Here is a 22,794-nt window from a genome sequence, read left to right on the forward strand (position 1 = left end):
TCATGAGTCGTCCTGACGTCGTCGTCACCGGGCTCGGCGCGACGACCCCGCTCGGCGGGGACGTCGCGTCGACCTGGGACGCAATGCTCGCCGGCCGCTCCGGGGTGAGTGCCCTCACCCAGGAGTGGGCCGCGCAACTGCCGGTCCGGATCGCCGCCCAGCTGGCCGTGGACCCGTCCGAGGTGCTGGACCGGGTCCGACTGCGCCGACTGGACCGCTCCGAGGCGATCGCCATCATCGCGGCGCAGCAGGCCTGGGCGGACGCCGGCCTGGCCGACGCCGGCCTCGACGGGGAGCGGCTGGCTGTCAGCGTCGGCTCCGGCATCGGCGGCGCCACCACCCTGCTCGCCCAGGACGACATCCTGGAGGCGTCCGGGCCGCGCCGGGTCTCTCCGCACACCATTCCCATGCTGATGCCGAACGGGCCGGCCGCCTGGGTCGGGCTGGAGCTGGGCGCCAAGGCCGGCGTGCACTCGGTGGCCAGCGCCTGCGCCACCGGTGCCGAGGCGATCGCGCTCGGCCTGGACATGATCCGCGCCGGCCGCGCCGACGTGGTGGTGGCAGGCGGCACCGAGGCGGTCATCCACCCGCTGCCGATCGCCGGGTTCAGCTCCATGCGGGCCATGTCGACCCGCAACGACGACCCGGAGCGGGCCTCCCGCCCGTGGGACAAGGGTCGCGACGGCTTCGTGCTCGGCGAGGGCGCCGGCATCGTGGTGCTGGAGCGGGCCGAGCACGCCGCCGCCCGGGGCGCCCGGGTGTACGCGCGCCTGGCCGGCGCGGGGCTCACCTCCGACGCGTACGACATCGTGCAGCCGCACGCCGAGGGCGAGGGCGCCATCCGTGCCATCGCGAAGGCGATCGCGGACGCGGACATCGCCAAGCGGGACATCGTGCACGTCAACGCGCACGCCACCTCGACCCCGGTCGGCGACATGCTGGAGATCGGCGCGCTGCACAAGGCGCTCGGCGACCACCCGGTGCTCGCCGCGACCAAGTCGATGACCGGTCACCTGCTCGGTGCGGCCGGCGCGCTGGAGTCGATCGCCACGATCCTGGCCATCCGCGACGGTGTCGTTCCTCCGACGATCAACCTCGACGACCCGGAGGCCGGCCTCACCCTGGAGGTGGCCGCGCACAAGGCACGTCACATGGAGATCCCCGCCGCGTTGAACAACGCGTTCGGCTTCGGCGGCCACAACGTGGCTCTCGTCTTCACCCGGCCCTGACGGCAGGCTAAGACCGGCGGGGGCTGTCCGAGCGTCGGCCTCTCCGGCGCACCGCGCACGATCCCGCTCGGCACGGCAAAGGGCCCTCCTCGACGAGGAGGGCCCTTTGCCGTCGTTCAGCCCCGGTTGCGGGGATGCTGCTTCGCGGTGCGCTCGTTGCCGTGGCGGTAGTTGCCGGTCCAGCGGGCCATCACCAACTGCGGGTCGTCGTCGACCTCGGCGAGGAACTCCGCCGCCCGTGCACCGCGTAGCGTGCCGGCGATCCGTCCGTGGTGAATGATCACCACGGTGCCGTTGGAGCGCTCCACCCAGTCGAACTCACGCGCCTGACCCATGGCCGACACCCTGCCAGGCCCGCGGCTACCGGCGCGACCGGTTTCTCGGGCAGGCCCGCGGCCGGCCGCGCCCGGTCAGGTGCCGCAGGTGGTGGCGGGCAGGCCGGGCACGACCACCGGGGACCGGCCGCCAGGGCGGGCCCTGCCGGCCAGCACGGCCGCCAGCGCGGTCATCGACGCACGGCTGGAGGAGTACGTCGCCAGCAGCGTCGGCGACGTCGCCGTGGCCAGCACGTACGGGGTGTCCATGGCGACGGTGACCGCCGCGTCGGCGCGTAGGTCGCTCGTGTCGTCGCCGTAGCCGACCAGGTGCACGACGGTGCCGCCGCTGGGCTTGACCGGCACGCCGGCGGCGGTCAGCGCGGCGGTGAGCGCGGCTCGGGTGCCGTCGCGGCCGCCGGAGGAGGTGACGGTCACCGGCCCCCGCACCGCGCCACCGCAGGCGCCGCGCAGCACGGTGACGGCACCGGCGGCAAGCGCGTCCGCCGCCGCGCGGTGCGCCGGGGTGTTGAGCGTGGACATCTGCGCGGGCGGGAGCGCCGCAAGCCGAAACTTCATGGTGAGCACCCGGGTGACCGCCTCGACGAGCCGGGCCCGGGTCAGCGACCCGCCGCGCAGCGCGGCGAGCAGCCCGTCGTACGCCTGGCCGACGTTCGGGGTCATCAGGATCAGGTCGTTGCCGGCGTTCAACGCCCGGACGGCGGCCTCACCGGGTGCCCAGCGCTTCGCCGGCGGCATGTTCATGCCGTCGGTGATCACCACGCCCTGGAAGCCGAGTTGACCACGGAGCACGTCGGTGAGCAGCTTGTGCGAGAAGGTCGCCGGGGTGCCCGGGTCGATGGCCCGCGCGTCCAGGTGGCCGGACATGACCGCCATCGCCCCGGCGTCGATCCCCGCCGTGAAGGGCGGCCACGCGCCGCTCCGCAACGCCGCGGCGGACTGGGTGAGCACCGGCAGGTCCTGGTGCGAGTCGTCGGCACTGTGGCCGTGACCCGGGAAGTGCTTCAGGGTGGCGGCGACGCCGACAGCCTGCAGGCCGCGGACCGCGCCGCCGACCTGCGCGGCGGCCTGCTTCGGGTCCGAGCCGAACGACCGGGAGCCGATCACGGTGCTGCGGGTGGCCAGCACGTCGGCCACCGGGGCGAAGTCGACGTTGATCCCCATCGCGGCCAGCTCGGTGCCGGCGGCCCGCCAGGCGGCCTCGGTCAGCGCCGGATTGCCGGCCGCACCGGCCGCGAGGGCGCTGGGCAGCACGGTGACCCCGTCGGTGATCCGGGTCACGACGCCGTACTCCTGGTCGGTGCCGATCAGAAAGGGCGCCGGGCCGGCGGCGAGCCGGCCGGCGGCGGCCCGCAGCCCGCCGGTCAACTCGTGCACCTGCTTCGGGTTGTCGACGTTGGTGGTCTCCTGGTTGCCCTTGGTCGGGTCGTCGGCGCTGAACCCCACCAGGATCAGCCCGCCCAGCCGGTACCTGGCGATCATCTGGGCCGGTGTGTCGACCCCGGCCAGCGCCTGGTTGCCGGCCGCCGAGCCGGCCGAGACCTTCGACGCCGAGTCGCCGTAGGCGTACGGCATCAGCACCTGGCCGACCAGATCCTCGTCGGACAGCGTGGCGACCAGCGCGGCGGCCCGCGCGGCCGGGTCGGCCGGGTCGGCGGTCGGTGTCGCGGCGGAGGCGCTCGGGCCGGCGGACGCGCCGGCTGGGCCGGGTGTCGCGGCGGGGCGGCCCGGGGCACCCGAGCAGCCGGACACGAGCAGGGCGGTCAGGGCGGCGACGGCGACGCTGGCGCGACGCAGGCGAATCGGCACGCCGCCCATCCCACCAGTTTGCCCTTATCGGGGCAACTTGACCTTTCCGGCCAGCCGATCCGCACCGCCGTCCCGACAGCGTGCGGGCAGCCGGCCGGGCGGTCGCTCAGCCGACCCGGGTGAGCAACGTCACCGGCGCACCGTCGCCGGCGTACCGGTAGTGCTCGAGGTCGTCGTCCCAGGCGGTGCCGAGCGCCTTGTCGAGGGCGTGCGCCAGCGCCTCCGGGGCCCGGGCGGCGGCCATCAGGGCCCGCAGCCGGTCCTCGCCGAGCTGGATGTCGCCGGCCGCGCCCACGGTGGCCCGGAACAGGCCGCGCGCGGGCACGAACATGAAGCGCTCGCCGTCGGCGCCGGGACTCGGTTCCTCGGTCACCTCGAAACGGATCATGGGCCACTGCCGAAGGGCAGCAGCCAGCTCGGCGCCCGTCCCCGGACGACCGGTCCACCCGCACTCGGCCCGGCGTGCGCCGGGGTCGACGGGCTGAGCCGTCCACTGCAGGTTGACCGGCGCGGCTAGGACGCGCGCGATCGCCCACTCGACGTGCGAGCACACGGCGAGTGGGGTCGAGTGGACGTATACGACGCCACGCGTTGGCACGGTGACCTCCCGGAGAGCGAGGTGCGTCTTCCCCTACGACCTCGTCCACCCGAGTGGCTGCTGCAACACATGATTACTCCTGTGACGGATGGTGCGCCAGAGAATCGGAAAAAACGCCGGTTGGAATAGCCGGACGGGTGGTCTCCGTTGCCTCTCAGGACACCGCGACGACCAGCCTGATGTCGTGGTCATGTACAGTTCCATCGGCGGCTTCTGCCGCGTTACACCTTCGCGGGCCGACCTGGTGTCGCCCGCACACAGCCCCCGGACGTCCAGTCCTCCCGTACGTCTTGCAAGGAGTACCTCCGTGGCGAGCAACACCTCTAAGACCGCGCGCGCGTCCGTCCGGGCCGGCCAGGCTGGCCAGGGTGGCGCCCTCAGCGTGCTGGGCGAGTTCAAGTACCTCATCCCGCTCAACAACGGCAAGCACGCCTACGTGCGGAACCTGACCAACGGCAAGACCGCGCACCTGCGCACCGACTCCGAGGCCTTCGTCGAGGAGATCCGTGTGCTGGCCGCCGCCGGCCACGCCACCAAGATCCGGGCGGAGATCAACAACCTGGCCGTGACCCACCCGGGTGACGGCTGGGAGGCGACCGAGAAGCGCCTGGTCGCCGCCGGTGTCTTCGAGGGCTGAGCCCTCCCCCACCGCGTCACCCGAAACCGCCCGCCGGGAGTTCCCGGCGGGCGGTTTCGCGTCCAGGGCGCGGCCCGGAAGCACTCCACGCCACGCCCCGAGGGCCGGGCGTCACCTCCGACGACCTCACGCCGGGTTGCCACGGGCGGGGTCGGGAATGTTCCCACCGGCGCGATTGGCGTGGTGTCATGGCGGGTAGCCGGTGTTACCGCCGGGTATCCCGGTGCTCGTGGTGCGGAGCGGCCCTGGGGAGGTGGCGATGCCGGACCGGTTCGAGGTCGGTCTGCCCGATGGCGTGCGGCTGCACGTCGAGGCGACCGGGCCGACGGATGCCCAGGTCACCGTTCTCCTGCTGCACGGCTGGACGCTGGATGGCCGCGCCTGGCACCGGCAGGTCGACGCGCTCACGGAGCCGACCGGCGGCGCGGTGCGGGTGGTCACCTACGACGCGCGGGGGCACGGGCGGTCCAGCTGCATGGCACTGCCGACGGCCACCCTGACCCAGCTCGGCGACGACCTGGCCGCGGTGATCGACGCGGTGGCGCCGGTCGGGCGGGTCGTCCTGGTCGGGCACTCGATGGGCGGCATGACGATCATGGAGTACGCGCACCGCCACCCCGCGCACTTCGCGGCCCGCACCGCCGGCCTGGTCTTCGTCTCGACCACCGCCGAGGGGCACACGCACACCGCCTACGGGCTCTCGCCGCGCATCACCCGGCTGATCCGGTTGGCCGAGACGACCGGTGCCGGGGTGCTGGCCCGGTGCGGCTCGTGGCGGCCACCCCGGGCGCTGCTGCACGCCCTGCAGCCGAGCATCCGGTGGATGCTCTTCGGCGACCGCTGCGAGCCGGCCGACATCCGGCTGGTGACCTCGGCGGTGGCCCGCGCCTCGCTGCGCTCGATCGGTGGGTTCCGCGCCTCGTTCGGCGCCCAGCATCGGCTGGACACCCTCGCCGCACTGGCCCACCTGCCGGCCGCCGCCCTGGTCGGCGACCGGGACCGGCTGACCCCGCCGCCATGCGCCGAGTCGATCGCCGCCGCCCTGCCGGCCACCGAGTTGACGGTCTGCCCGGGTGCCGGGCACATGCTGATGATGGAACGCCCGGACGAGGTGAACGCCGCGCTGACCGGCGTGCTGCACCGGGTGCTCGCCGAGCCGACACCCCGCGCGCCCGCGCCGAGCGCCGTCGCGGCGGGTGCCTGACCACGTTCCCGCACCTCGGGCGCGGGCAGCCCGGCCGGGGGCCGTACCCTTCTGCGGTTGGCCCGCGCGGTTCGCGCCGCTTGCCGGCGACACAGAAGGAGCGTGCGTTGACCGACCAGACCGCCCTGGAGCAGGAGATCGCCGTCGAGCAGCGGCACCTCGACCGGGTGTACGCCCGACTGGCCGAGTTGCGGCGGTCGGCGGTCAGCGCCGAGCGCGACGGCTACCGGATGGCCCGGGTGGGCACGTTCGGCGCGCTGGTCGAGCGCGACGCGATGGTCTTCCACGCCGCGCGGCGGCGGCACACCCTCGATGCCGAGCACGAGGGGCTGGTCTTCGGCCGGCTGGACCAACGCGACCGGCAGGTACTGCACGTCGGGCGGCTCGGCATCCGCGACGACGACGCCACGACGTTGGTCGTCGACTGGCGGGCACCGGCTGCCGCGGCCTTCTACCAGGCCACCCCGACCCAGCCGCTGGGCGTGGTGCGCCGCCGCACCATCCAGTCCCGCAACGAGCGGGTCACCCGCATCGAGGACGACCTGCTGGACCCGACCGCGGCACCGGAGGGAATGACGGTGGTGGGCGACGGCGCCCTGCTGGCCACCCTGTCCCGGGCGACCGGCCGCGGCATGCGCGACATCGTGGCGACCATCCAGCGGGAGCAGGACGAGGCGATCCGTTCGCCCGGCTCCGGGGTCACGATCGTCGCCGGCGGCCCAGGCACCGGAAAGACCGCGGTGGCCCTGCACCGGGCCGCCTACCTGCTCTACTCCGAACGCAGCCGTTACGCCGGCGGCGGCATCCTGGTGGTCGGCCCGTCCTCGGTCTTCGTCGAGTACATCGCCTCGGTGCTGCCCTCGCTCGGCGAGGACACCGCGACCCTGCACTCGCTGGGCACGCTCTTTCCGGGCATGACCGCAACCCGCACCGACCCGCCGGAGGTGGCGTCGGTGAAGGGCTCGCTGCGGATGCGCCGGGTGCTGGAGCGGGCGGTCCGGGACGCGGTGCCCGGCGGGCCGGGCGAGTTGCGGCTGCTCTACCGCGGCGGGCTGCTGCGACTGGACCGGACCGAACTGGACCGGATCCGGGACCGCGCGCTGCACCGGGGCGCCCGGCGCAACGAGGTGCGCCGGGCTGGTTTCGACGGGGTTTTCGCCGCGCTGTGGGCGCAGGCCCGGCGGCTGAGCATCGGACGCCTGCCGGAACAGCCGGCGTTCGAGGCAGAGATCGCCGAACGGGCGGAGTTCCGGGAGTTCCTCAAGGCGTGGTGGCCACGGCTGCATCCCCGGCACGTGCTCGGCTGGCTGGCCCGGCCGGACCGGCTGCGCCGTTACGCCGGCGGGATCCTCTCCACCGCCGAGATCCGGCTGCTCACCGAGGCCTACCGCAGCCTGGACGACGCCGGGCCGACCATCGCCGACGTGGCGCTGTTGGACGAACTGGACGCGCTGCTCGGCAAGCCGGCCCAACCGGCCCGCGCGCGGCGTGACCCGTACCAGCTCTCTGGCGGGGTCCGCGAACTGAGCACCTTCGCCGACCGGCAGCGGGCCGCCCGGGCGTCGGCGCGGGAGCGTCCGGCGGACTACCGGGAGTACGCGCACGTGGTGGTGGACGAGGCGCAGGACGTCTCGCCCATGCAGTGGCGCATGGTCGGCCGACGCGGCCGGTTGGCCTCCTGGACCGTGGTGGGCGATCCGGCGCAGACGGCGTGGACCGGTGACCCGGATGAGCTGGACCAGGCCCGGGACCAGGCGCTGGGCCGGCGCAAGCGGCACGACTTCACGCTGACCACCAACTACCGCAACTCCTCGGAGATCTTCGCGGTGGCGGCGGCGGAGATCCGCCGGCTCTACCCGGATCTGCCGCTACCGAGCGCGGTCCGCTCCACCGGGGTCGATCCGATCGAGCTGGTGGTGCCTCCCGCCGGGTTGGCGGCCAGCACCGTGGCGGCGGCCGCCGGCCTGCTGGCCGAGGTCGAGGGCACGGTCGGGGTGATCACGCCGGTCCCCCGCCGCGACGAGGTCGCCGGCTGGCTCGGTGCGCTCGCCGCGCCGCGACTGCAGGTGGTGACCAGCCTGGAGGCCAAGGGCATGGAGTACGACGGGGTGGTGCTGGTCGCCCCGAGCGAGATCCGGGCGGATCCGGGGGCCGGGGTGCGCACCCTCTACGTCGCGCTCTCGCGGGCCACCCAGCGCCTCACCACCATCGACCCGATCGGCTGACCTGCGCGGTCCGCCCCGCGAGACGGCCGCCGGCCCTACAGTTGCATACATAGCGATGTGAGCATATGTTTGACCAGGTCCCGGCGTACGGCGGAGGGTTGTTTCGTGGGCGCAGGTCATGACCACCACCATGGGTCGGTTGCCAACGCCGCGCACCAGCACCGGGGCCGGCTCTGGACCGCGTTCGGGCTGCTCGCCGCCCTGATGGTGGTCGAGGCGGTGGCCGCCTTCCACACCGGCTCGCTGGCCCTGCTCTCCGACGCCGGGCACATGTTCACCGACGTGCTCGGCATCGGCATGGCGCTCGCCGCGATCACCGCCACCCGACGGGCCACCGGCGATCCGCAACGCACGTTCGGGCTCTACCGGCTCGAGGTGCTCGCCGCGCTCGCCAACGCCGTCCTGCTCTCCGGCGTGGCGGTCTACGTCGTGATCGAGGCGATCGGCCGGTTCGGCGACCCGCACGAGGTGCTGGCCGGCCCGATGCTCGCGGTGGCCACGCTCGGCCTGCTCGCCAACCTCGCCGCCTTCGCCCTGCTCCGGGCGGGCGCCCGGGAGAGCATCAACCTCCAGGGCGCCTACCTGGAGGTGCTCGGCGACCTGCTCGGCTCGCTCGGCGTGATCGGCGCGGCGCTGCTCATCGGTGTCACCGACTGGTGGTGGGCCGATCCGCTGGTCGCGGTCGCCATCGGCGTGTTCATCCTGCCGCGCACCTGGCGGCTCGGGCGGGCCGCGGTCCGCATCCTGGTGCAGGCCGCCCCGGAACACCTGCAGGTGACCGTCGTGCACGACCGGCTGGCCGCGGTGCCCGGCGTGGTCGAGGTGCACGACCTGCACGTCTGGACACTCACCTCCGGCATGGAGGTGGCCTCCGCACACCTGACCATGGCGCCCGGCGCGGACGTCGGCGTGGTGCTCACCGCCGCGCGTGCCGCCCTGCACGAGGATTTCCAGATCGAGCACGCGACGTTGCAGATCGAGCCCGGAGCGGCCTCCGGCGCCTGCGGTTCGACCGCGTGGTAGGACTTTTCTGAAGATTTCCTCGGTTTTGTCGGAAATAGTGGTGATGACGCACGCACCGTCCGTCACATTGGCTGCACAGGTCCCATCCGCCCCGGTAGGCTCGGTCCCGGCCCCACCCGGCGGCGCCCAAACGGCGCCGGTGGCGGCCGCCGCCTAATCGCCACAGTGGGCGAACCGGGGAACCACGTTCCTGGGGTGCATCCGCGTCAGCGGTAGGGATCTTCCGTCCCGAACCCGTCAGCTAACCCGGTCGGCGGCTGACGGAAGGACATGCGCAGTGGCACCAGCACGACCACCTGCCGCCCGATTGGCGGCCCTGATCGTCGCGATGTTCGCTCTCGGCGTCGCACTGCCGGCCGGCGTCGCCTCGGCCGCTCCCCCGACCGGCCTGCGGGCCGCCGCGGCACCCGACGGCGACGAGGAGGGCGGCACCCCGGCGCTGCGGGCCCAGTTGGAAGCCGCCAGCAAGGGTTACCTGGACGCGAAGCGGGCTCTGGACAGCTCCGTACTGCGGCAGCAGCAGCTCAGCATCAACCTGAAGACCACCGAGACCGAGCTCACGCGACGCAGCGGCAGGGTCGGCGAGATCGCCGGGGTGGCCTACCGCACCGGCCGACTCGGCGCGTTGTCAGCGCTGCTCAACAGCAACACCCCCGAGGGCTTCATGGACCGGGCCGCCGTGCTGGACGCGGTCGCCGCCAACGAGGACCAGGTGCTGCGCGACCTGCTCGCCGCCAAGGACCAGGCCAACCGCACCCGACTGGCCCTCGACGGCGAGATCCGCGAACAGCGCAAGCAGGTCGCGGTGATGGCCAAGCGCAAGGACCAGGCCGAGCGGGCCCTCACCGTGGCCACCACCACCCAGCCCCCGACCACCGCCGACAGCGGCGACTCCGACCGGGGCACCTCCGCGGCCAACGCCCAGGCCGCGCCCCGGAACTCCGACGGCTCCTGGCCATCGGAGTCGTGCAGCATCGACGACCCCACCCCGGCCACCGGCTGCGTCACCCCGCGCACCCTGCACGCGCTCAACCAGGCCAAGGCCGCCGGCTTCACCCGGTACGTCTCCTGCCACCGTTCCGGCGGCTCCGGCGAACACCCGAAGGGCCGGGCCTGCGACTTCGCCGCGCAGAAGACCGGCTTCGGCGGAAACGCCACCGGCGGCGACAAGACGTACGGGAACAACCTCGCCGCGTACTTCATCCGCAACGCCGACCGGCTCGCGGTGCTGTACGTGATCTGGTACCGGCAGATCTGGCTGCCCAGCAGCGGGTGGAAGTCGTACAGCGGGGCGGGTGGCGACCCGTCCAGCGCCCACACCAACCACGTGCACCTGTCGGTGTACTGACCCGCCCCGGCCGGTGTCTCCCTCGACGCGGGGGCACCGGCCCCGCTACGTCGACGGGCGTAGCGCGGATGTCGCCGGCGGTCGGACGACCCGGCCGAGCCCGGCGGGCAGCATCACGTCATGCGCCGAATACCGCCCACCGCCCGCAAGGCCCTGCTCACTCTGCACCTGGTCACCTCGCTCGGCTGGCTCGGCACCGACCTGGTGCTGCTGACCCTCGGTGTCGCGGCGCTGCGTGGTGCCGACCCGGCCGTCGTCTACCCGGTCGCCGCGCTGGTCGGAACCGTGCTGTTCGCGCCCCTGAGCGTGTTGGCCTGGCTGGTTGGCGTGGCCAGCGCGCTGCTCACCCCGTGGGGTCTGCTGCGCCACCGGTGGGTGCTGACCAAGCTCGTGATCACCACCGTGATGGTCGGGCTGGTGCTGTTCCTGCTCACCCCGAAGCTGCGGCACGCCGGAGCGCTCAGCACCGCACTGTCCGCCCGCGACCGCGCCGACCTGGTGATCGCGCCGGCGGTGTCGACCATCCTGATGATCATCGCGACGGTGCTCTCCACGTACAAGCCGTGGGGGCGACGATCGGCCACGCGACCCGCCGCCGGCCGGACCGGCCGTGTTCGCGCTGCGACCAGGATGTAGTGCGGGCTCAGGCGGGAGGTGGGAGGGCGTCGGGGCGGTCCAGGGCCGCGCCGAGGCGGGTGGCCAGGGCCAGGTGGGCCGCGCGGGCCTGGCGGAACGCGTACCGGAACAGCGGTGCCGGTGCGGTGAGGGTGATCTCGACATCGATCCGGACCAGGCCGTCCGGCTCGGCACGCAGCCGGGTGTGGTTGCGTACGGTGGTGGCCGGCCACTGGCGGGCCACCATGACGATCTCGTCATTTTCGCTGATCAACACGTCCGCCTTGTAGGTGGTGCGGAAGCGCACCGGCCCCGTCGCCAGCCGGTCGCTGATCGCGTAGCTGGCCTGGGCGCCTGGCCGGGGCGGCAACCGGCGCACCCGGACGATCAGCGGATGCAGCTCACCCTGCCGGGTCAGGTCACTGAGCAGTGCCGCCGCGTCGGCGGTCGAGCAGCGGGCCTGAACGGTGTAGCTGAAGGTGTCGCTCCTGAGCACACCGTCTCCTGCCGTCGATGGTCGCCCGATCGTCCCGTACGCCGGCAGGGCTGGCAACGCCCGGACGGACACGGGCTGTTGTCCCGGCGTTCGCGCAACGTTCCCACTACCGTCGGCTGATGGGGGATCACCGACTGTGACGGAGGGCGGACGCATGGACGGTTACGACCGGTGAGCGGGCACGTGATGGTCTTCGCGCCCACCCCGCAGCTGACGGTGACCGTCGACCAGCCAAGCGACCAGCCCGAGCTGCACCTGCACCCCGGCGGGCAGGGCGTCTGGCAGGCCCGGATGGTGATGTCGCTCGGGGTCGACGTGGTGCTGTGCGCCGCGCTCGGCGGCGAGATCGGCCAGGTGCTGGAGCCGCTGCTGGTCAGTGAGGGGGTGGACCTCAGGGCGGTGGTCCGCGACTCCGGCAGTGGTGGATACGTGCACGACCGTCGGGACGGCTCCCGGCTGGAGATCGTCGACGTACCCGGGCAGCCTCTGAGCCGACACGAGCTCGACGAGTTGTACAACCTGGCCCTCGGCGAGGGTCTGCGCGCGTCGGTGAGCATGCTCAGTGGACCCAACGCGCCGTGGCTCGTTCCGGCCGACCTGTACCGGCGCTTCGCCGCCGACCTCGGCGCCAACGGCGGCCGGGTGGTGGTCGACCTCTCCGGCGACCACCTCGACGCGGTGCTGGAGAGCGGAGTGTTCTTCCTCAAGGTGAGCCACGAGGAGCTGATCCGCGACGGCCGCGCCCGCAGCGAGGACAGCGCGGAGCTGAGCCGGGTGATGGACGACCTGCACGCCGCCGGTGCCGAGACCGTGGTGGTGAGCCGGGCCGACAGGCCGGCGCTGGCTCTTCTCGACGGAGAGCTGTTCGAGGTGCAGATGCCCCGCCTGGAGGCAGCCGACCCGCGCGGTGCCGGCGACTCGATGACCGCCGGGGTGGCGGCCGTGGTGGCCGGTGGTGGAGACATCCGAACCGCCATCCGCACCGGCGCCGCCGCCGGGGCGCTGAACGTCACGCGGCACGGACTGGGCACCGGGCGGCTGGACTCGATCACCGGTCTGGTGGAGCGGGTGCGGCTCGTTCCGGCCGACAGCCGTCCGCAGGAGCGGACCACACCCGACGAGCTGGCCGACCGGGTGGTCGAGCGATGACGCTGCGGGTGCTGATCACCAACGACGACGGGATCGCCGCACCGGGCATCCAGGCGTTGGCCTGGGCGGCGGCGCAGCGGGGCCTGGACGTGGTGGTCGCCGCGCCGCTGGAGGAGGCGAGCGGCACCAGCGCCGCCATGAGCGCCGTGGAGCAGGACGGGCGCGTGGTGGTTCGCGACCACCCGCTGCCGGATCTGGCTGGCGTGCCCGCGTACGGGGTGGGGGGCTCCCCCGGCTTCATCACGCTGATCGCGCTGCACGGTGCGTTCGGCCCGCCGCCGTCGGTGGTGCTGTCCGGCATCAACCGGGGTGCCAACGCGGGCCGCGCCGTGCTGCACTCCGGCACGGTCGGCGCGGCGTTCACCGCCGCCACGAACGGCTGCCGAGCGATGGCGGTCTCGCTGGACGTGCTCTCGGCCGGCGAGGCGACGGCAGCCAGCGGTGGTGCCGCGGTGGACGCCGCCGCCCGGGTACGCGACGCCGAGCGGCACTGGAGCACCGCCGCGCGGGTCGCCCTGGATCTGCTCCCCCGGCTCACCGCCGCGCCGATCGAGAGCGTGCTCAACGTCAACGCGCCGGACCTGCCGCACGGGCGGCTACGTGGGGTGCGCCACGGCACGCTGGCCAGCTTCGGTCAGGTGCAGATGACCGTGGCCGAAGCCGGGCACGGCTTCGTTCGCACGTCGCTGGAGGAGCCCGGGCAGGCCGCACAGCCCGGCACCGATGTGGCGTTACTGGCCGCCGGGTACGCATCGGTGACGGCCATCCGAGCGGTCACCGAGATGAGCGACGTCGACCTGACCGGCCTGGAGGAGCAGCCCTGACGGCGTCGGCCGAGGGCGCTCAGGCGCCGGGGAGCACCTCGCGGGTGACGGCGCCGGCGAAGTAGGGCTCGGGGGCACCGAAGAGGCCGAGCAGGCCGGTGACCCAGAGCTGGCGGTGCACGAACCGGCTCGGCTCGGTGACCAGCAGCTTGACGCCGCTGACCTCGGCCGTCTGGAAACCGGCGACCATGGCGCTGATGCCGACCGAGTCGATGAAGCTGACCAACCTCATGTTCAGCTCGATGCGGAGAGGGCGGCTCTTGGCCAGCACCTCGGCGATCGCCTCGCGCACCTCGTACGCGGTATCGACGTCGATCTCACCGCGGGGGGCGATCTCCACGACACCACCGGACAGAACCGACTTCACGATCGACAGGCTCACGCGAGCACCTCCACCCGCCCGTCCCCCGGGCGCCTCATCAGTACGCGGGCCGCGACCGAGAGTATTCCTCCGGCGGCCTCGGTCGCCACCCCTCGGGATGAGCAATTCGCGGATTCGGGCAGATGACGCCGCCGATCCCCGCAATTTTTCGTCATCTGATTCCTCGACGAGCGGTCGGAACCGACGCCGCCGGACCAGGGTAGCGGTCCCGACCGGACACACCCGACAACCTGTCTGCCGGCCGTGTCAGCTCGTGTGGGAGCGGCGTGTCGCCTCGCGTCCACCCGGCTCGGTCTGTGCCACCGTTGCCGGCGCCCCCTAGCATCGGTCCGGGACACCCACCGCGACGGAGAGGCTCATCGATGATCAAGAGACTTGCCGGGTTGGCTGGCGTCGGCGTCCTGCTCGCCCTCGTACTGGCCTGCGGTTTCGGCGGTGGAGACGACGACGACGATGACGACGACTTCGCCCGGGGCGTCGCCGTGGTGGTGCTGCACTGACGTGTCCGGCGATCGTGCCGCCCGGGTTTGCGCCCGGCCGGCACGGGGCACTGCCGGATGAGCGAGCGTGACGCGTTTGGCCAGACGCCGAAGTCCGAAGTGGCCGGCTACTTCGGCACCCGAGGAGGTAACCAAGATGTTCGGAACCAACCTGCTGGACCGCCGCAGCAAGCCGGAGCGGATCGCGGACCAGGCGTGGGAACACCTGTCCTCCGCCGTCGGCTTCGCGGGCGACAGCGTGCGGGACACCGCCCGCTCGGCCCGCCGCAGCGGAAGCGACCTTGCCGACGGGGCGGGTGACCTGGTGGGCTCCGCTGCTGTCGAGGCGCGACGTCGGGCCTCGTTGGCCCTCGACGCGCTCGCCGGCCGTCAGCCGGCACTGCCCTGGACGCTGCTGATCGGTGCCGCCCTGGTCGGCGCGGCGATCGGTTGGGCCGTCGGCTCGGCCGCGCGAGCAGCCGGCAGCCGGGAGGACCACGCGGTGGACGACGTCGAGTTCGTCGACGTCGACCGCCCCAACGCCCCCATCGGCCTGGACGGCTGACACCTCCGGGCACTGCTGGGCTCCGCCTGACCGATGGTCGGGCGGAGCCCCTGGTGTTTTCCGCCCGGTCCGGTGGGCCCGGACCGGTCCGCCGGGGTGCCGGACCCCTCAGGCGAGCCCGGCGGACCGGCGATCGGGGATGGTCCGGGCGCCGCCGACCGCGCCCGGACCACCCGGTCAGCGGCTCGTGCAGGTGATGGTGGCCGGTGGCGCGTTGCTGCCGGTCCAGGAGCCGAGCAGACCCGCCGTGGTGCTGGCCCCTGCACCGAGCACGCCGTTCCAACCACTGTCCCGTACGGAGACGACCGCGCCGGTCTGGGTCCAGGTGCCGCCCCAGAGCTGGGTGACCCGCTGGCCGTCCGGGTAGGTCCAGCCCAGCGTCCAACCGGTGAGGGGCGCGCTGCCCGGATTACGCACCACCAGTTCGGCCTGGAAGCCGCCCGACCACGAGCCGGTCACCCGGTAGGTCGCCGAGCACCCTCCGGTGGGCGGCGCAGTCGTGGGCGGTGGGGTGGTCGGCGGTGGAGTGGTCGGCGGTGGGGTGGTCGGCGGTGGAGTGGTCGGCGGCGGGGTTGGACCGGGACCGCCGGCGCGGTCGGCGACCAGGATGCCGCGCCCGTTGGTGCCCAGGTAGACCCGTCCGTAGACGCGCGGATCACCGGTCAGCGCCTCACCCGGATTGCCGTACTGGTGCCGATCGTCGTTGATCCGTACCCAACTCGCGCCGCCGTCGTCGGAGCGGTGCACACCGGGTTGCCCGGCCACGGTGCCGTAGAGGAACACCGCCGGGTTGCTGCGCCCGGGTGCCGCCTTGCCGAAACCGACGGTGGTGGCGGCACTCACGCCACCCAGCTTCGTGAAGCTGGCACCGGAGTCGGTGGAGCGCCACAGCCCGCCCGACCCGGCCAGCCAGAGCTCGCCCGCGCGGCCGGGCAGTGCCTTCGCCTTTCCGCCGGAGGCGGGCAGGCCGGTGGCGGCGGTGACCGCGAAGCTGGCCCCACCGTCGGTGCTCAGGTAGACGCGGCCCCCGGCGTAACCGTAGAAACGGTTCCCGTCGACCCGGTCGGACTCGACCGTCGCGTTCGCCGGGATGCCGACCGAGGGCACCCAGGAGGTGCCGAAGCCGACCGAGTACACGACCCGCTGGCCGGCGTCGCCCGGCGCCCAGACGAACCGGCTGCCGTCGGCCGCCACGGCCACCGTGCCGCCGCTGTTGACGCCGGAGGGCTCGGTGCCCTGGAACCAGTTCGCCCCGCCGTCGGTGGAGAAGGCGACATGGTTGTCGGCGGGTCGGTCGGCGTCGGTGAAGGTGCCCGCCCGCACCAGCACCGCCGGTTTTGCCTCGGCGTAGTCCAGACTGCTGGTGGTCGTGAAGCCGGGCCGGGCGAACATCATCGGCGGCACCGCGTCGAGGTCGGTGTGCCGGAAACCGCCGATGTCGCCGAGGGCGCTGATCAGCGGGGCGCCGCTGGGCGGGCTGATCAGGTCGAGCACCGCGGTCTCCTCCAGCCCCCTGACCATCGGCCGGATGGTGAACTGGCCGCCGGTGTCCCACCGGGTCAGGTCCGTGGTGCCGTAGATGGTCGCGCCGGTGCCGTACATCATGCGGTTGGAGTCGTGTGGGTCGATCTCCACCGACTCGTTCATCCAGCCGAGCTTGGGCGACTCCTCCGGCGGCGCCGGGTTGCCGCCGAAGGTGAGCCAGGGCACCGAGCTGACGTCCATGACGTACCGGCGGGTCTTGTTCGGATAGCCGCTGAACTCCCAGATCCGCGTCCAGGTGGCCCCGCCGTCGGTGCTGCGGAAGAAGACCGCGTCCGGCCACCAGGAGACCTGGGTGGCCACCAGCAGGGTGTTCGGGTGTTGCCGGTCGATGGTCAGGCCGCTGTAGCCGAAATAGTCGTCGGTGCTCGTGGACGGCACCGGACTGATCCTCGTCCAGACCCCGGTCGACCGGGTGAACTTCCAGACGTCGCCCTTGCCGCCGTCGTACGGGCCGCCGGTGTCGCTGGTGGCGATGTAGAGGTGGCCGCCGACCGGGTCGACGACGCCCTTGTGCGCCAGGTATCCGGTGGGCTGCCCGGGGATCCGCTGCCAACTGACGCCGCCGTCGGTGCTGCGGTAGACCGGGTTCTCCTTGTCCGCGACGCCCACGTAGATGGTCTGGGTGGCGGAGCCTGCGGTGCCCGTGCCCTTGTCGAAGCTGACCCAGGTGAGGCCCTGGTTCTGCCCGTTGTAGCCGTTCGGGTCGCTGGGGTCGGCGCGGTAGTTGCCGGCGTTGGGGAAGGCGGTGACCCGGGCCCACGTCGCGCCGTGGTCGGTGCTGCGCCACAGGCCGTTGCCGCCCTCGGCGCCGTAGTAGACGATGTTGTTCCGGTTGGGGTCGACGGCCAGCCGCTCCCCCATTCCCCGGCCCGGCATGTTGCCGCCGTTCTTGAACGGCAGTTCGGTGACCTGCCAGGTGGCGCCCCTGTCGGCCGAGCGCAGGATCGCGCCGTTGTTCGGGTCCCAACTGTTGGTGTACATACCGACCGCCGCGTACACCCGGTTGGTCTGCACCGGGTCGGTGGCGATGCTGACCACGCCGTTGTAGCCCCAGCGGTCGGCGCCGACCCAGTCGAGCAGCGGCGTCCACGACTGGCTGGACTGCTCCCAGCGGTACGCGCCACCGATGTCCGTCCGCGCGTAGACGAGGTTCCTCTCCGTGGGGTTGAAGACGATGCCGGGCACGAAACCGCCGCCGTCGATCCGGACGTTGCGCCAGGTGTACGCCTCGGCGGCGGCCGCTGCCGGGGCCGATTCGGCGGCGGTGAACGGGACCGTCACGACGGCCGTGGCGGCAGCCAGCGCGGACACGACCGCGCCGGCGAGACTTCTCCGCATCTGCGGTTCCTCTCGGGGGATGGACGCCCGGGGACGGGTCGACCGGCTGGTGGCGCCGCCGCCCGGGGGACGGGCACGACGCCGGGAACGAACCGGAGCTGCCCTGGCTCCCGCCACCCGACGCGACGGCTCCCGCAATCGAGGAACGCGCTTACCGTAACCGATCCCCAGCCCCTATGGAAGCGCTCCCACCATCGACGTCCATGCCCCCGGGCGCGCCGGCCCTGCCGTCACCCGGTCGGGATGAGGCCGACTCACCCCGGGCGGCGGCAGGCTGGCCACCGGCGGACCAACGGCTGCGGCCGTTGTGCCCGTCCGCCACCACGGACCGGAGGAGGGACAGATGGCCACAGCGACGATCAGCCGCTCCGACCAGGACATCCAGTCCGCCGTACTCGACGAACTGACCTGGGAGCCACGGGTGCAGCCGCACGAGATCGGCGTGACCGTCGCCGAGGGCGTCGTCACACTGACCGGGCGGGTGGACAGCTACGCGAAGAAGTGGGCCGCCGAGCGGGCCGCACACCGGGTCGCCCGGGTCCGGGCGGTCGCGAACGACCTCGCCGTGCGACTGCCCGGCGGCGCCGAGCGCGCCGACCCCGACCTGGCCGCCGCGGCCGGCCACGCACTGGAATGGGACGCGTTCGTACCCGTGGAGAAACTCCAGGTCACCGTCTCCGCCGGCTGGGTCACGCTGCAGGGCGACGTCGAGTGGGAGTACCAGCGGCGGGCCGCCGAGCGGGCCGTCAGCCGGCTCACCGGGGTACGGGGGGTGAGCAACGGCATCACCGTCCGCCCGGCCGCCCCGCCGGACGGGCACACCATCGCCGAACGGATCGTCGACGCGCTCGCCAGGGCAGGTGCCACCGACGTCGAGCGGATCAGCGTCCGGGTGCACGGCGACACGGCGGTACTCGCCGGACTGGTGCACTCGATGCCCGAACGGGCCGAGGTGGAGCAGGTGGTGTGGTCCGCGCCGGGCATCCGGGAGGTGCAGAACCACATCGCGGTCGCACCGGTGCTCAGCTGAGCGAGCGTGGAACCACCCGGGGCGGGTGAGTCGGCCTCACCCGCTCCGGGGACAGGCTGGGGGCATGAGTGATCCGAACGGGCTGATCCAACCGGGGCGTTCCGCGCCCGGCTTCACCCTGGCGGGCACACCGGACGGGCACCAGGTCGGGCCCGAGCAGTTCCGCGGGCGGCCGGTCGTGCTCGCCTTCTATCCCGCCGACTGGAGCCCGGTCTGCGGCGACCAGATGTCGCTCTACCAGGCGGCCAAACCGATACTGGACCAGTACCAGGCGGTGGTGCTGGGTCTTTCGGTGGACAACATCTGGTCGCACCGGGCGTTCGCGGAGAGCCGGGGGATCGAGTTTCCGCTGCTGGCCGACTTCGAGCCCAAGGGTGAGGTGGCCCGCCGGTACGGCGCGTACACACCGGGGGGTGAGGCGGCGCGGGCGCTGGTGGTGATCGATCCGGCCGGGACGGTCGCCTGGAGCCACCTGTCCCCGCCGGAGATCAACCCGGGCGCGGACGGCATCATCGACGCCCTGGACCGGCTCGCCAACGATCGGAAGGTGACGGTCGGATGACCACGCCACTGCAGGTCACCGCCCGACTTCGGGACCCGGTGACCGATCAGGACCATGTCCGGGGGCCGTCGGACGCGGCGGTGACCGTCGTCGAGTACGGCGACTTCCAGTGCCAGTTCTGCGGCGCCGCGTACCTGAATCTGCACGAGGTGCTGCGGCAGCGGGCCGACACGGTGCGGATGGTCTACCGCTACTTCCCGATAGCCAACGTGCACCCGTACGCCGAACGCGCCGCCGAGACGGCCGAGGCCGCCGCCGTGCGGGGCAGGTTCTGGGAGATGCACGACTGGCTCTACGAGCACCAGGACCAACTGGATCCGGTGCACCTCTCGCTCGGCGTCGAGCAGCTCGGACTGCCACCGGACGAGTTGAACGCCGAGGTGGAGAAGCGGGCGCACGCCGACCGGGTGCGACGGGACTTCGTCGGCGGCATCCGGAGCGGCGTGAACGGCACACCGACCCTCTTCGTCAACGAGGTGCGGCACGAGGGCGGGTACGACCTGCCCGACCTGCTCGCCGCCGTCGACGCCGCCGCCAACGCCTGATCGCCGGCAGCTCAGATCAGCCGCAGCTCGCGCGCCCGCCGGACCGCCTCACGCCGGCGGGTCGCGTCGAGCTTGCGGTAGATGTTGCGTACGTGGGTCTTCACCGTGTTGACCGAGAGCGACAGTTCAGCGGCGATCTCCACGTTGGACAGGATGCTCTGCAGGTACCGCAGGATGGTCAACTCCCGCTCGGTGAGCGGCTCGTCGAGGGTGCCCCCCGGCTCGACCGGTGGTCGGGTCGTCGTCTGCTCGGTGCCCCGGACCAGGTCGCTGACCAGCGAGAAGTGCGCCGTGCCGGCATCCAGGTGTGCGGCCAGCAGGGCCCGCACCGGCGGTTCGGCCCGGGTGAAGACCCGCCGACAGCCCTGCGGCCCGGCCAGGTCGAGCACCTGCTCCAGGATCCGTCCGGCCCGACGCCCGTCGCCGCCCCGCTCGGCCAGCACCGCATCCAGCAGACCGGCGTCCAGGCGTACCGGAAGGGGCAGGGCTGCGGACGGCAGCGCCTGCCAGTCCGGCAGGGCCCGGCCGGCGGCGGCCGGGTCACCGGCGCGCAACTCGACCCGGGCCAGTGTCACCGCGAGTGCCGGGGCGGCCGCGTCGTCGGTGGCACCGGCCAGCAGATCGCGGGCCGCGTCCACGTCGCCCCGCTCGGCTCGCAGGTCGGCCTCGGCGGCCCGCAGCAGGCCCGCCACCTCGACGGCGGCCGGGCGATCGGCCAACGACTCCCGGGCGCGGACGAGCAACCGCTGGCCGGCCGCAGGGTCACCGGCGTCGCGGTGCAGGTGCGCCCGGCACAGCGCGGCCACCGCCGCCGCCACCGGTTCCGCGGTCGACTCCGGCCAGCCGTCCTGCGCCTCGGGGTGCCCGGGCGGGCCGGTCACCGGCGCGGCCAACGCCAGGTTGGCAGCGGCCTCCTCGGGCTGGTCGCGATGCAGTGCCACCAGGGCCAACGCCAGGTAGGCATAGCCACAGTCGAGCCGACAGGACCGCCCCTGGCAGGGCGCCACACCGAGCGCGTCCCGGGCCGCCTGCTCGGCCGCGCGCAACTCTCCCCGGACCGCGAGCAGCAGCGCGGAGCGGCTGGCCCCGACCAGCTCCGTGCGCGGCCGTCCGGCCTCCCGCGCCGCCGCCCGGGCCCGGACGAACCGGGCGTCGGGCAGCGCGCCCGAGGCCAGCTCGACGAGCCCCAGCGCGGTGCCCGCGAACGCCCGCAGGTCCGCGTCGTCGGCGGCACTGCTCGGGTCGACGGCCTGCGCGGGAGTCGGCAGTCCGGTCGCCGGCGCCTCGGCCGGACGGGTCCGCAGCAGTCGGGCGGCAGCCGCCCGAACCCCTGCCGGATCGCCGGCGAGCCGGGCCACCGTCAACTCCAGCGCGGTGGCCAACCGCAGGAACCGGTCCCGACGCGGCACCGGCAGGCCGCCCGCGTACCCGGCGGCGGCGCGCAGGTGGGCGGTGGCCGCCGGCAGGTCACCGGCGTACGCCCGCTCGGCGGCGCAGGCCAACGCCACCTCCGGATCGACGCGGAGCACCTCCGGCGGCGGGGACGCGGGCGTCGGACCGCTCACCGGGTCACCGTCGTACCGGGTCAGCTCCGGCCAGTGCTCGACGAACAGGTCACCGGCCCGGTTCCACCGCCCGGCGGCCAGAGCATGCCGCAGGCCGTCGGCCGGGCGCCCGTCGCCGGCGTACCAGTCGGCCGCCCGGGCGTGCAGCTCGCGCAGTTCGTCGGCGGGCAGCCGGGCCAACTCGGCGCGCAGCAGGTCGGCCAGCAGAGGGTCGCAGCGGTACCAGGGCGGACGGCCGTCCTCCCGGTGCAGCAGACCGCCGGCGCCCGCCAGGTCGGCCAGCGCGGCCGCGGCGTCGTCGCGGCCGGTCAACGCCTCGGCCAGGTCGGCGCAGACGGTCTCGGCGAGGGCGGTCCGGCGCAGCAGATCCCGGTCGGCCGGGTCGATCGCGGCGAGCACCTCCTCGTGCAGATAACCGGCGATCTCCGGGTGATCGCCACCGAACTGCCCCACCCAGCGCTCCGGATCGGGCTGCCCGCGCACCGCCAGCGCGGCGATGCGCAGCGCTGCCGGCCAGCCTCCGGTGCGCTCCCGCAGCCGGCGCACGGCACCGGCCGGCACCGGCGCGCCGTGCGCGGTGAGCAGGTCAGCCACCTCCTCGTCGGTGAAGGCCAGCTCGTCGGGACCGATCTCGGTCAGCTCGCCCGCGAGGCGCAACCGGTGCAGGGGCAGGGGCAGCCCGGCCCGTGCACCGACCATCAGGTGCAGCCGCTGACCGGCGTGGCGGAGCAGGAACTCCAGCCCGGCCAGCGCCGCCGGATCGGCGACCCGGTGCAGGTCGTCCAGGACCAGGAGCACCGGCCGGTCCGCGGCGGCGAGCGCGGCGGCGAGCAGTTCCAGCTGGTCAGGGCGCGGCGCCCGGTCCGGCACCGGCGCCGCCGGCCGGTCGGCCGCCCCGATGGCCGAGCGCAGGGCCTCCGCCAGGTACGCCCAGAGCCGGTCGCCGTCGTCGCCAGCCTCCACCGACATCCACGCCGGCCCCGGACCGGCGTCGGACGTGCCAGCGGTCAGCCGCACCCAGGAGGCGAGCAGGGTGGTCTTGCCCCAGCCGGCGGGGGCGGCGACCAGGGTGACCGGCCCGGCGCTGCCCTCGTCGAGCCTGCGCAGCAGGCGGGGCCGGGCCACCACCGGCTCGGGCGGAGCGGACGGAGTCAGCCGGGACGCCAGCAGCGGTGTGTCCGCCGGGCGCCCCGGCACCGTGCCGAGGCGCGCGCGATCCTGCTCGTCCACCACCCGGCTCCACCCCCACGACGCGTTCCACCCCCACGGTCGGCGAGCGGTTACCCGACCC

The 22,794-nt window shown here is 73.6% G+C and carries 21 protein-coding genes and 1 riboswitch; of the genes, 14 read left to right on the forward strand and 7 right to left on the reverse strand.

Annotated features, from left to right (window positions below; genetic code table 11):
* Positions 1 to 2: 2 nt before the first annotated feature.
* Complete coding sequence (gene fabF, locus ACLJN9_RS11710; protein ID WP_410811208.1) at positions 3 to 1,229, forward strand: beta-ketoacyl-ACP synthase II; 1,227 nt, start codon at positions 3 to 5, stop codon at positions 1,227 to 1,229.
* A gap of 116 nt (positions 1,230 to 1,345) precedes the next feature.
* On the opposite strand, the gene ACLJN9_RS11715 is transcribed toward fabF, so the two are convergent.
* The 3 genes from ACLJN9_RS11715 to ACLJN9_RS11725 all read right to left on the reverse strand — a co-directional run bounded on the left by ACLJN9_RS11715 (position 1,346) and on the right by ACLJN9_RS11725 (position 3,971).
* Positions 1,346 to 1,564, reverse strand: coding sequence for a hypothetical protein (locus ACLJN9_RS11715; protein ID WP_410811210.1), 219 nt, complete (start codon positions 1,562 to 1,564; stop codon positions 1,346 to 1,348).
* 75 nt (positions 1,565 to 1,639) lie between these two features.
* Positions 1,640 to 3,382 carry a glycoside hydrolase family 3 protein gene (locus tag ACLJN9_RS11720; protein ID WP_410811212.1) on the reverse strand — a complete coding sequence of 581 codons (1,743 nt, stop codon included), beginning with the start codon at positions 3,380 to 3,382 and terminating at the stop codon, positions 1,640 to 1,642.
* Positions 3,383 to 3,479: 97 nt separating this feature from the next.
* The gene (locus tag ACLJN9_RS11725) at positions 3,480 to 3,971 is read right to left on the reverse strand and encodes a DUF3145 domain-containing protein (protein ID WP_334631867.1); all 492 of its coding nucleotides are present in this window, start codon (positions 3,969 to 3,971) and stop codon (positions 3,480 to 3,482) included.
* Positions 3,972 to 4,278: 307 nt separating this feature from the next.
* On the opposite strand from ACLJN9_RS11725, the gene ACLJN9_RS11730 reads away from it, so the two are divergent.
* The 6 genes from ACLJN9_RS11730 to ACLJN9_RS11755 all read left to right on the forward strand — a co-directional run bounded on the left by ACLJN9_RS11730 (position 4,279) and on the right by ACLJN9_RS11755 (position 11,044).
* Positions 4,279 to 4,608, forward strand: coding sequence for a hypothetical protein (locus ACLJN9_RS11730; RefSeq protein WP_410811214.1), 330 nt, complete (start codon positions 4,279 to 4,281; stop codon positions 4,606 to 4,608).
* A 259-nt stretch (positions 4,609 to 4,867) separates the two neighbouring features.
* Positions 4,868 to 5,812, forward strand: coding sequence for an alpha/beta fold hydrolase (locus ACLJN9_RS11735; protein WP_410811216.1), 945 nt, complete (start codon positions 4,868 to 4,870; stop codon positions 5,810 to 5,812).
* A 107-nt stretch (positions 5,813 to 5,919) separates the two neighbouring features.
* A complete protein-coding gene (locus ACLJN9_RS11740) occupies positions 5,920 to 8,037 on the forward strand; it encodes a HelD family protein (protein WP_410811217.1) in 2,118 nt (705 codons plus the stop codon).
* Between the two features lie 105 nt (positions 8,038 to 8,142).
* Entirely contained in the window at positions 8,143 to 9,060 is a 918-nt protein-coding gene (locus ACLJN9_RS11745; RefSeq protein ID WP_410811219.1) for a cation diffusion facilitator family transporter, read from the forward strand.
* Between the two features lie 140 nt (positions 9,061 to 9,200).
* A riboswitch (cyclic di-AMP (ydaO/yuaA leader) is annotated at positions 9,201 to 9,332 on the forward strand.
* A gap of 56 nt (positions 9,333 to 9,388) precedes the next feature.
* Positions 9,389 to 10,408, forward strand: a complete 1,020-nt coding sequence (locus ACLJN9_RS11750; RefSeq protein ID WP_410811450.1) for a coiled-coil domain-containing protein — start codon at positions 9,389 to 9,391, stop codon at positions 10,406 to 10,408.
* A 120-nt stretch (positions 10,409 to 10,528) separates the two neighbouring features.
* On the forward strand, positions 10,529 to 11,044 hold the full coding sequence (locus ACLJN9_RS11755; RefSeq protein ID WP_410811220.1) for a hypothetical protein: 516 nt from the start codon (positions 10,529 to 10,531) through the stop codon (positions 11,042 to 11,044).
* Between the two features lie 7 nt (positions 11,045 to 11,051).
* Here the strand turns inward: ACLJN9_RS11755 and ACLJN9_RS11760 are convergent, their stop codons facing one another.
* Positions 11,052 to 11,519: an SRPBCC family protein gene (locus tag ACLJN9_RS11760; RefSeq protein ID WP_410811222.1), complete on the reverse strand. Its 468-nt coding sequence runs from the start codon at positions 11,517 to 11,519 to the stop codon at positions 11,052 to 11,054.
* Between the two features lie 186 nt (positions 11,520 to 11,705).
* Here ACLJN9_RS11760 and ACLJN9_RS11765 point away from each other — a divergent pair, with 186 nt between their 5' ends.
* Complete coding sequence (locus ACLJN9_RS11765; RefSeq protein ID WP_410811451.1) at positions 11,706 to 12,668, forward strand: PfkB family carbohydrate kinase; 963 nt, start codon at positions 11,706 to 11,708, stop codon at positions 12,666 to 12,668.
* Positions 12,665 to 13,492, forward strand: coding sequence for a 5'/3'-nucleotidase SurE (gene surE, locus ACLJN9_RS11770; protein ID WP_410811224.1), 828 nt, complete (start codon positions 12,665 to 12,667; stop codon positions 13,490 to 13,492). The genes ACLJN9_RS11765 and surE overlap by 4 nt, the downstream gene beginning before the upstream one ends.
* Positions 13,493 to 13,511: 19 nt before the next feature.
* Here the strand turns inward: surE and ACLJN9_RS11775 are convergent, their stop codons facing one another.
* On the reverse strand, positions 13,512 to 13,874 hold the full coding sequence (locus ACLJN9_RS11775) for an STAS domain-containing protein (protein ID WP_410811226.1): 363 nt from the start codon (positions 13,872 to 13,874) through the stop codon (positions 13,512 to 13,514).
* A 362-nt stretch (positions 13,875 to 14,236) separates the two neighbouring features.
* Here ACLJN9_RS11775 and ACLJN9_RS11780 point away from each other — a divergent pair, with 362 nt between their 5' ends.
* The gene (locus ACLJN9_RS11780; protein WP_410811228.1) at positions 14,237 to 14,374 is read left to right on the forward strand and encodes a hypothetical protein; all 138 of its coding nucleotides are present in this window, start codon (positions 14,237 to 14,239) and stop codon (positions 14,372 to 14,374) included.
* Positions 14,375 to 14,510: 136 nt separating this feature from the next.
* Complete coding sequence (locus tag ACLJN9_RS11785; protein WP_410811229.1) at positions 14,511 to 14,918, forward strand: hypothetical protein; 408 nt, start codon at positions 14,511 to 14,513, stop codon at positions 14,916 to 14,918.
* 177 nt (positions 14,919 to 15,095) lie between these two features.
* Here ACLJN9_RS11785 and ACLJN9_RS11790 read toward each other — a convergent pair whose 3' ends face one another.
* Entirely contained in the window at positions 15,096 to 17,801 is a 2,706-nt protein-coding gene (locus ACLJN9_RS11790) for a cellulose binding domain-containing protein (protein WP_410811231.1), read from the reverse strand.
* A 343-nt stretch (positions 17,802 to 18,144) separates the two neighbouring features.
* Here ACLJN9_RS11790 and ACLJN9_RS11795 point away from each other — a divergent pair, with 343 nt between their 5' ends.
* The 3 genes from ACLJN9_RS11795 (at position 18,145) to ACLJN9_RS11805 (ending at position 19,938) form a co-directional block, all read left to right on the forward strand.
* Positions 18,145 to 18,831, forward strand: coding sequence for a BON domain-containing protein (locus tag ACLJN9_RS11795; RefSeq protein WP_410811233.1), 687 nt, complete (start codon positions 18,145 to 18,147; stop codon positions 18,829 to 18,831).
* A 64-nt stretch (positions 18,832 to 18,895) separates the two neighbouring features.
* Positions 18,896 to 19,393 (forward strand): redoxin domain-containing protein, encoded by a 498-nt coding sequence (locus tag ACLJN9_RS11800; RefSeq protein ID WP_410811234.1) that lies wholly within the window; start codon positions 18,896 to 18,898, stop codon positions 19,391 to 19,393.
* A complete protein-coding gene (locus ACLJN9_RS11805) occupies positions 19,390 to 19,938 on the forward strand; it encodes a DsbA family protein (RefSeq protein WP_410811236.1) in 549 nt (182 codons plus the stop codon). The genes ACLJN9_RS11800 and ACLJN9_RS11805 overlap by 4 nt, the downstream gene beginning before the upstream one ends.
* Before the next feature lie 11 nt (positions 19,939 to 19,949).
* Here ACLJN9_RS11805 and ACLJN9_RS11810 read toward each other — a convergent pair whose 3' ends face one another.
* On the reverse strand, positions 19,950 to 22,733 hold the full coding sequence (locus ACLJN9_RS11810) for a LuxR C-terminal-related transcriptional regulator (RefSeq protein ID WP_410811238.1): 2,784 nt from the start codon (positions 22,731 to 22,733) through the stop codon (positions 19,950 to 19,952).
* Positions 22,734 to 22,794: the final 61 nt, after the last annotated feature.

Source organism: Micromonospora sp. 067-2, from assembly GCF_046549295.1.
Taxonomy (GTDB): Bacteria; Actinomycetota; Actinomycetes; order Mycobacteriales; family Micromonosporaceae; genus Micromonospora.

Coding starts and splice junctions, on each gene's coding strand:
- fabF (WP_410811208.1), top strand. CDS start 3: ATGAGTCGTCCTGACGTCGTCGTCACCGGGCTCGGCGCGACGACCCCG.
- ACLJN9_RS11715 (WP_410811210.1), bottom strand. CDS start 1,564: ATGGGTCAGGCGCGTGAGTTCGACTGGGTGGAGCGCTCCAACGGCACC.
- ACLJN9_RS11720 (WP_410811212.1), bottom strand. CDS start 3,382: ATGGGCGGCGTGCCGATTCGCCTGCGTCGCGCCAGCGTCGCCGTCGCC.
- ACLJN9_RS11735 (WP_410811216.1), top strand. CDS start 4,868: ATGCCGGACCGGTTCGAGGTCGGTCTGCCCGATGGCGTGCGGCTGCAC.
- ACLJN9_RS11750 (WP_410811450.1), top strand. CDS start 9,389: ATGTTCGCTCTCGGCGTCGCACTGCCGGCCGGCGTCGCCTCGGCCGCT.
- ACLJN9_RS11755 (WP_410811220.1), top strand. CDS start 10,529: ATGCGCCGAATACCGCCCACCGCCCGCAAGGCCCTGCTCACTCTGCAC.
- ACLJN9_RS11765 (WP_410811451.1), top strand. CDS start 11,706: ATGGTCTTCGCGCCCACCCCGCAGCTGACGGTGACCGTCGACCAGCCA.
- surE (WP_410811224.1), top strand. CDS start 12,665: ATGACGCTGCGGGTGCTGATCACCAACGACGACGGGATCGCCGCACCG.
- ACLJN9_RS11780 (WP_410811228.1), top strand. CDS start 14,237: ATGATCAAGAGACTTGCCGGGTTGGCTGGCGTCGGCGTCCTGCTCGCC.
- ACLJN9_RS11785 (WP_410811229.1), top strand. CDS start 14,511: ATGTTCGGAACCAACCTGCTGGACCGCCGCAGCAAGCCGGAGCGGATC.
- ACLJN9_RS11790 (WP_410811231.1), bottom strand. CDS start 17,801: ATGCGGAGAAGTCTCGCCGGCGCGGTCGTGTCCGCGCTGGCTGCCGCC.
- ACLJN9_RS11795 (WP_410811233.1), top strand. CDS start 18,145: ATGGCCACAGCGACGATCAGCCGCTCCGACCAGGACATCCAGTCCGCC.
- ACLJN9_RS11800 (WP_410811234.1), top strand. CDS start 18,896: ATGAGTGATCCGAACGGGCTGATCCAACCGGGGCGTTCCGCGCCCGGC.
- ACLJN9_RS11805 (WP_410811236.1), top strand. CDS start 19,390: ATGACCACGCCACTGCAGGTCACCGCCCGACTTCGGGACCCGGTGACC.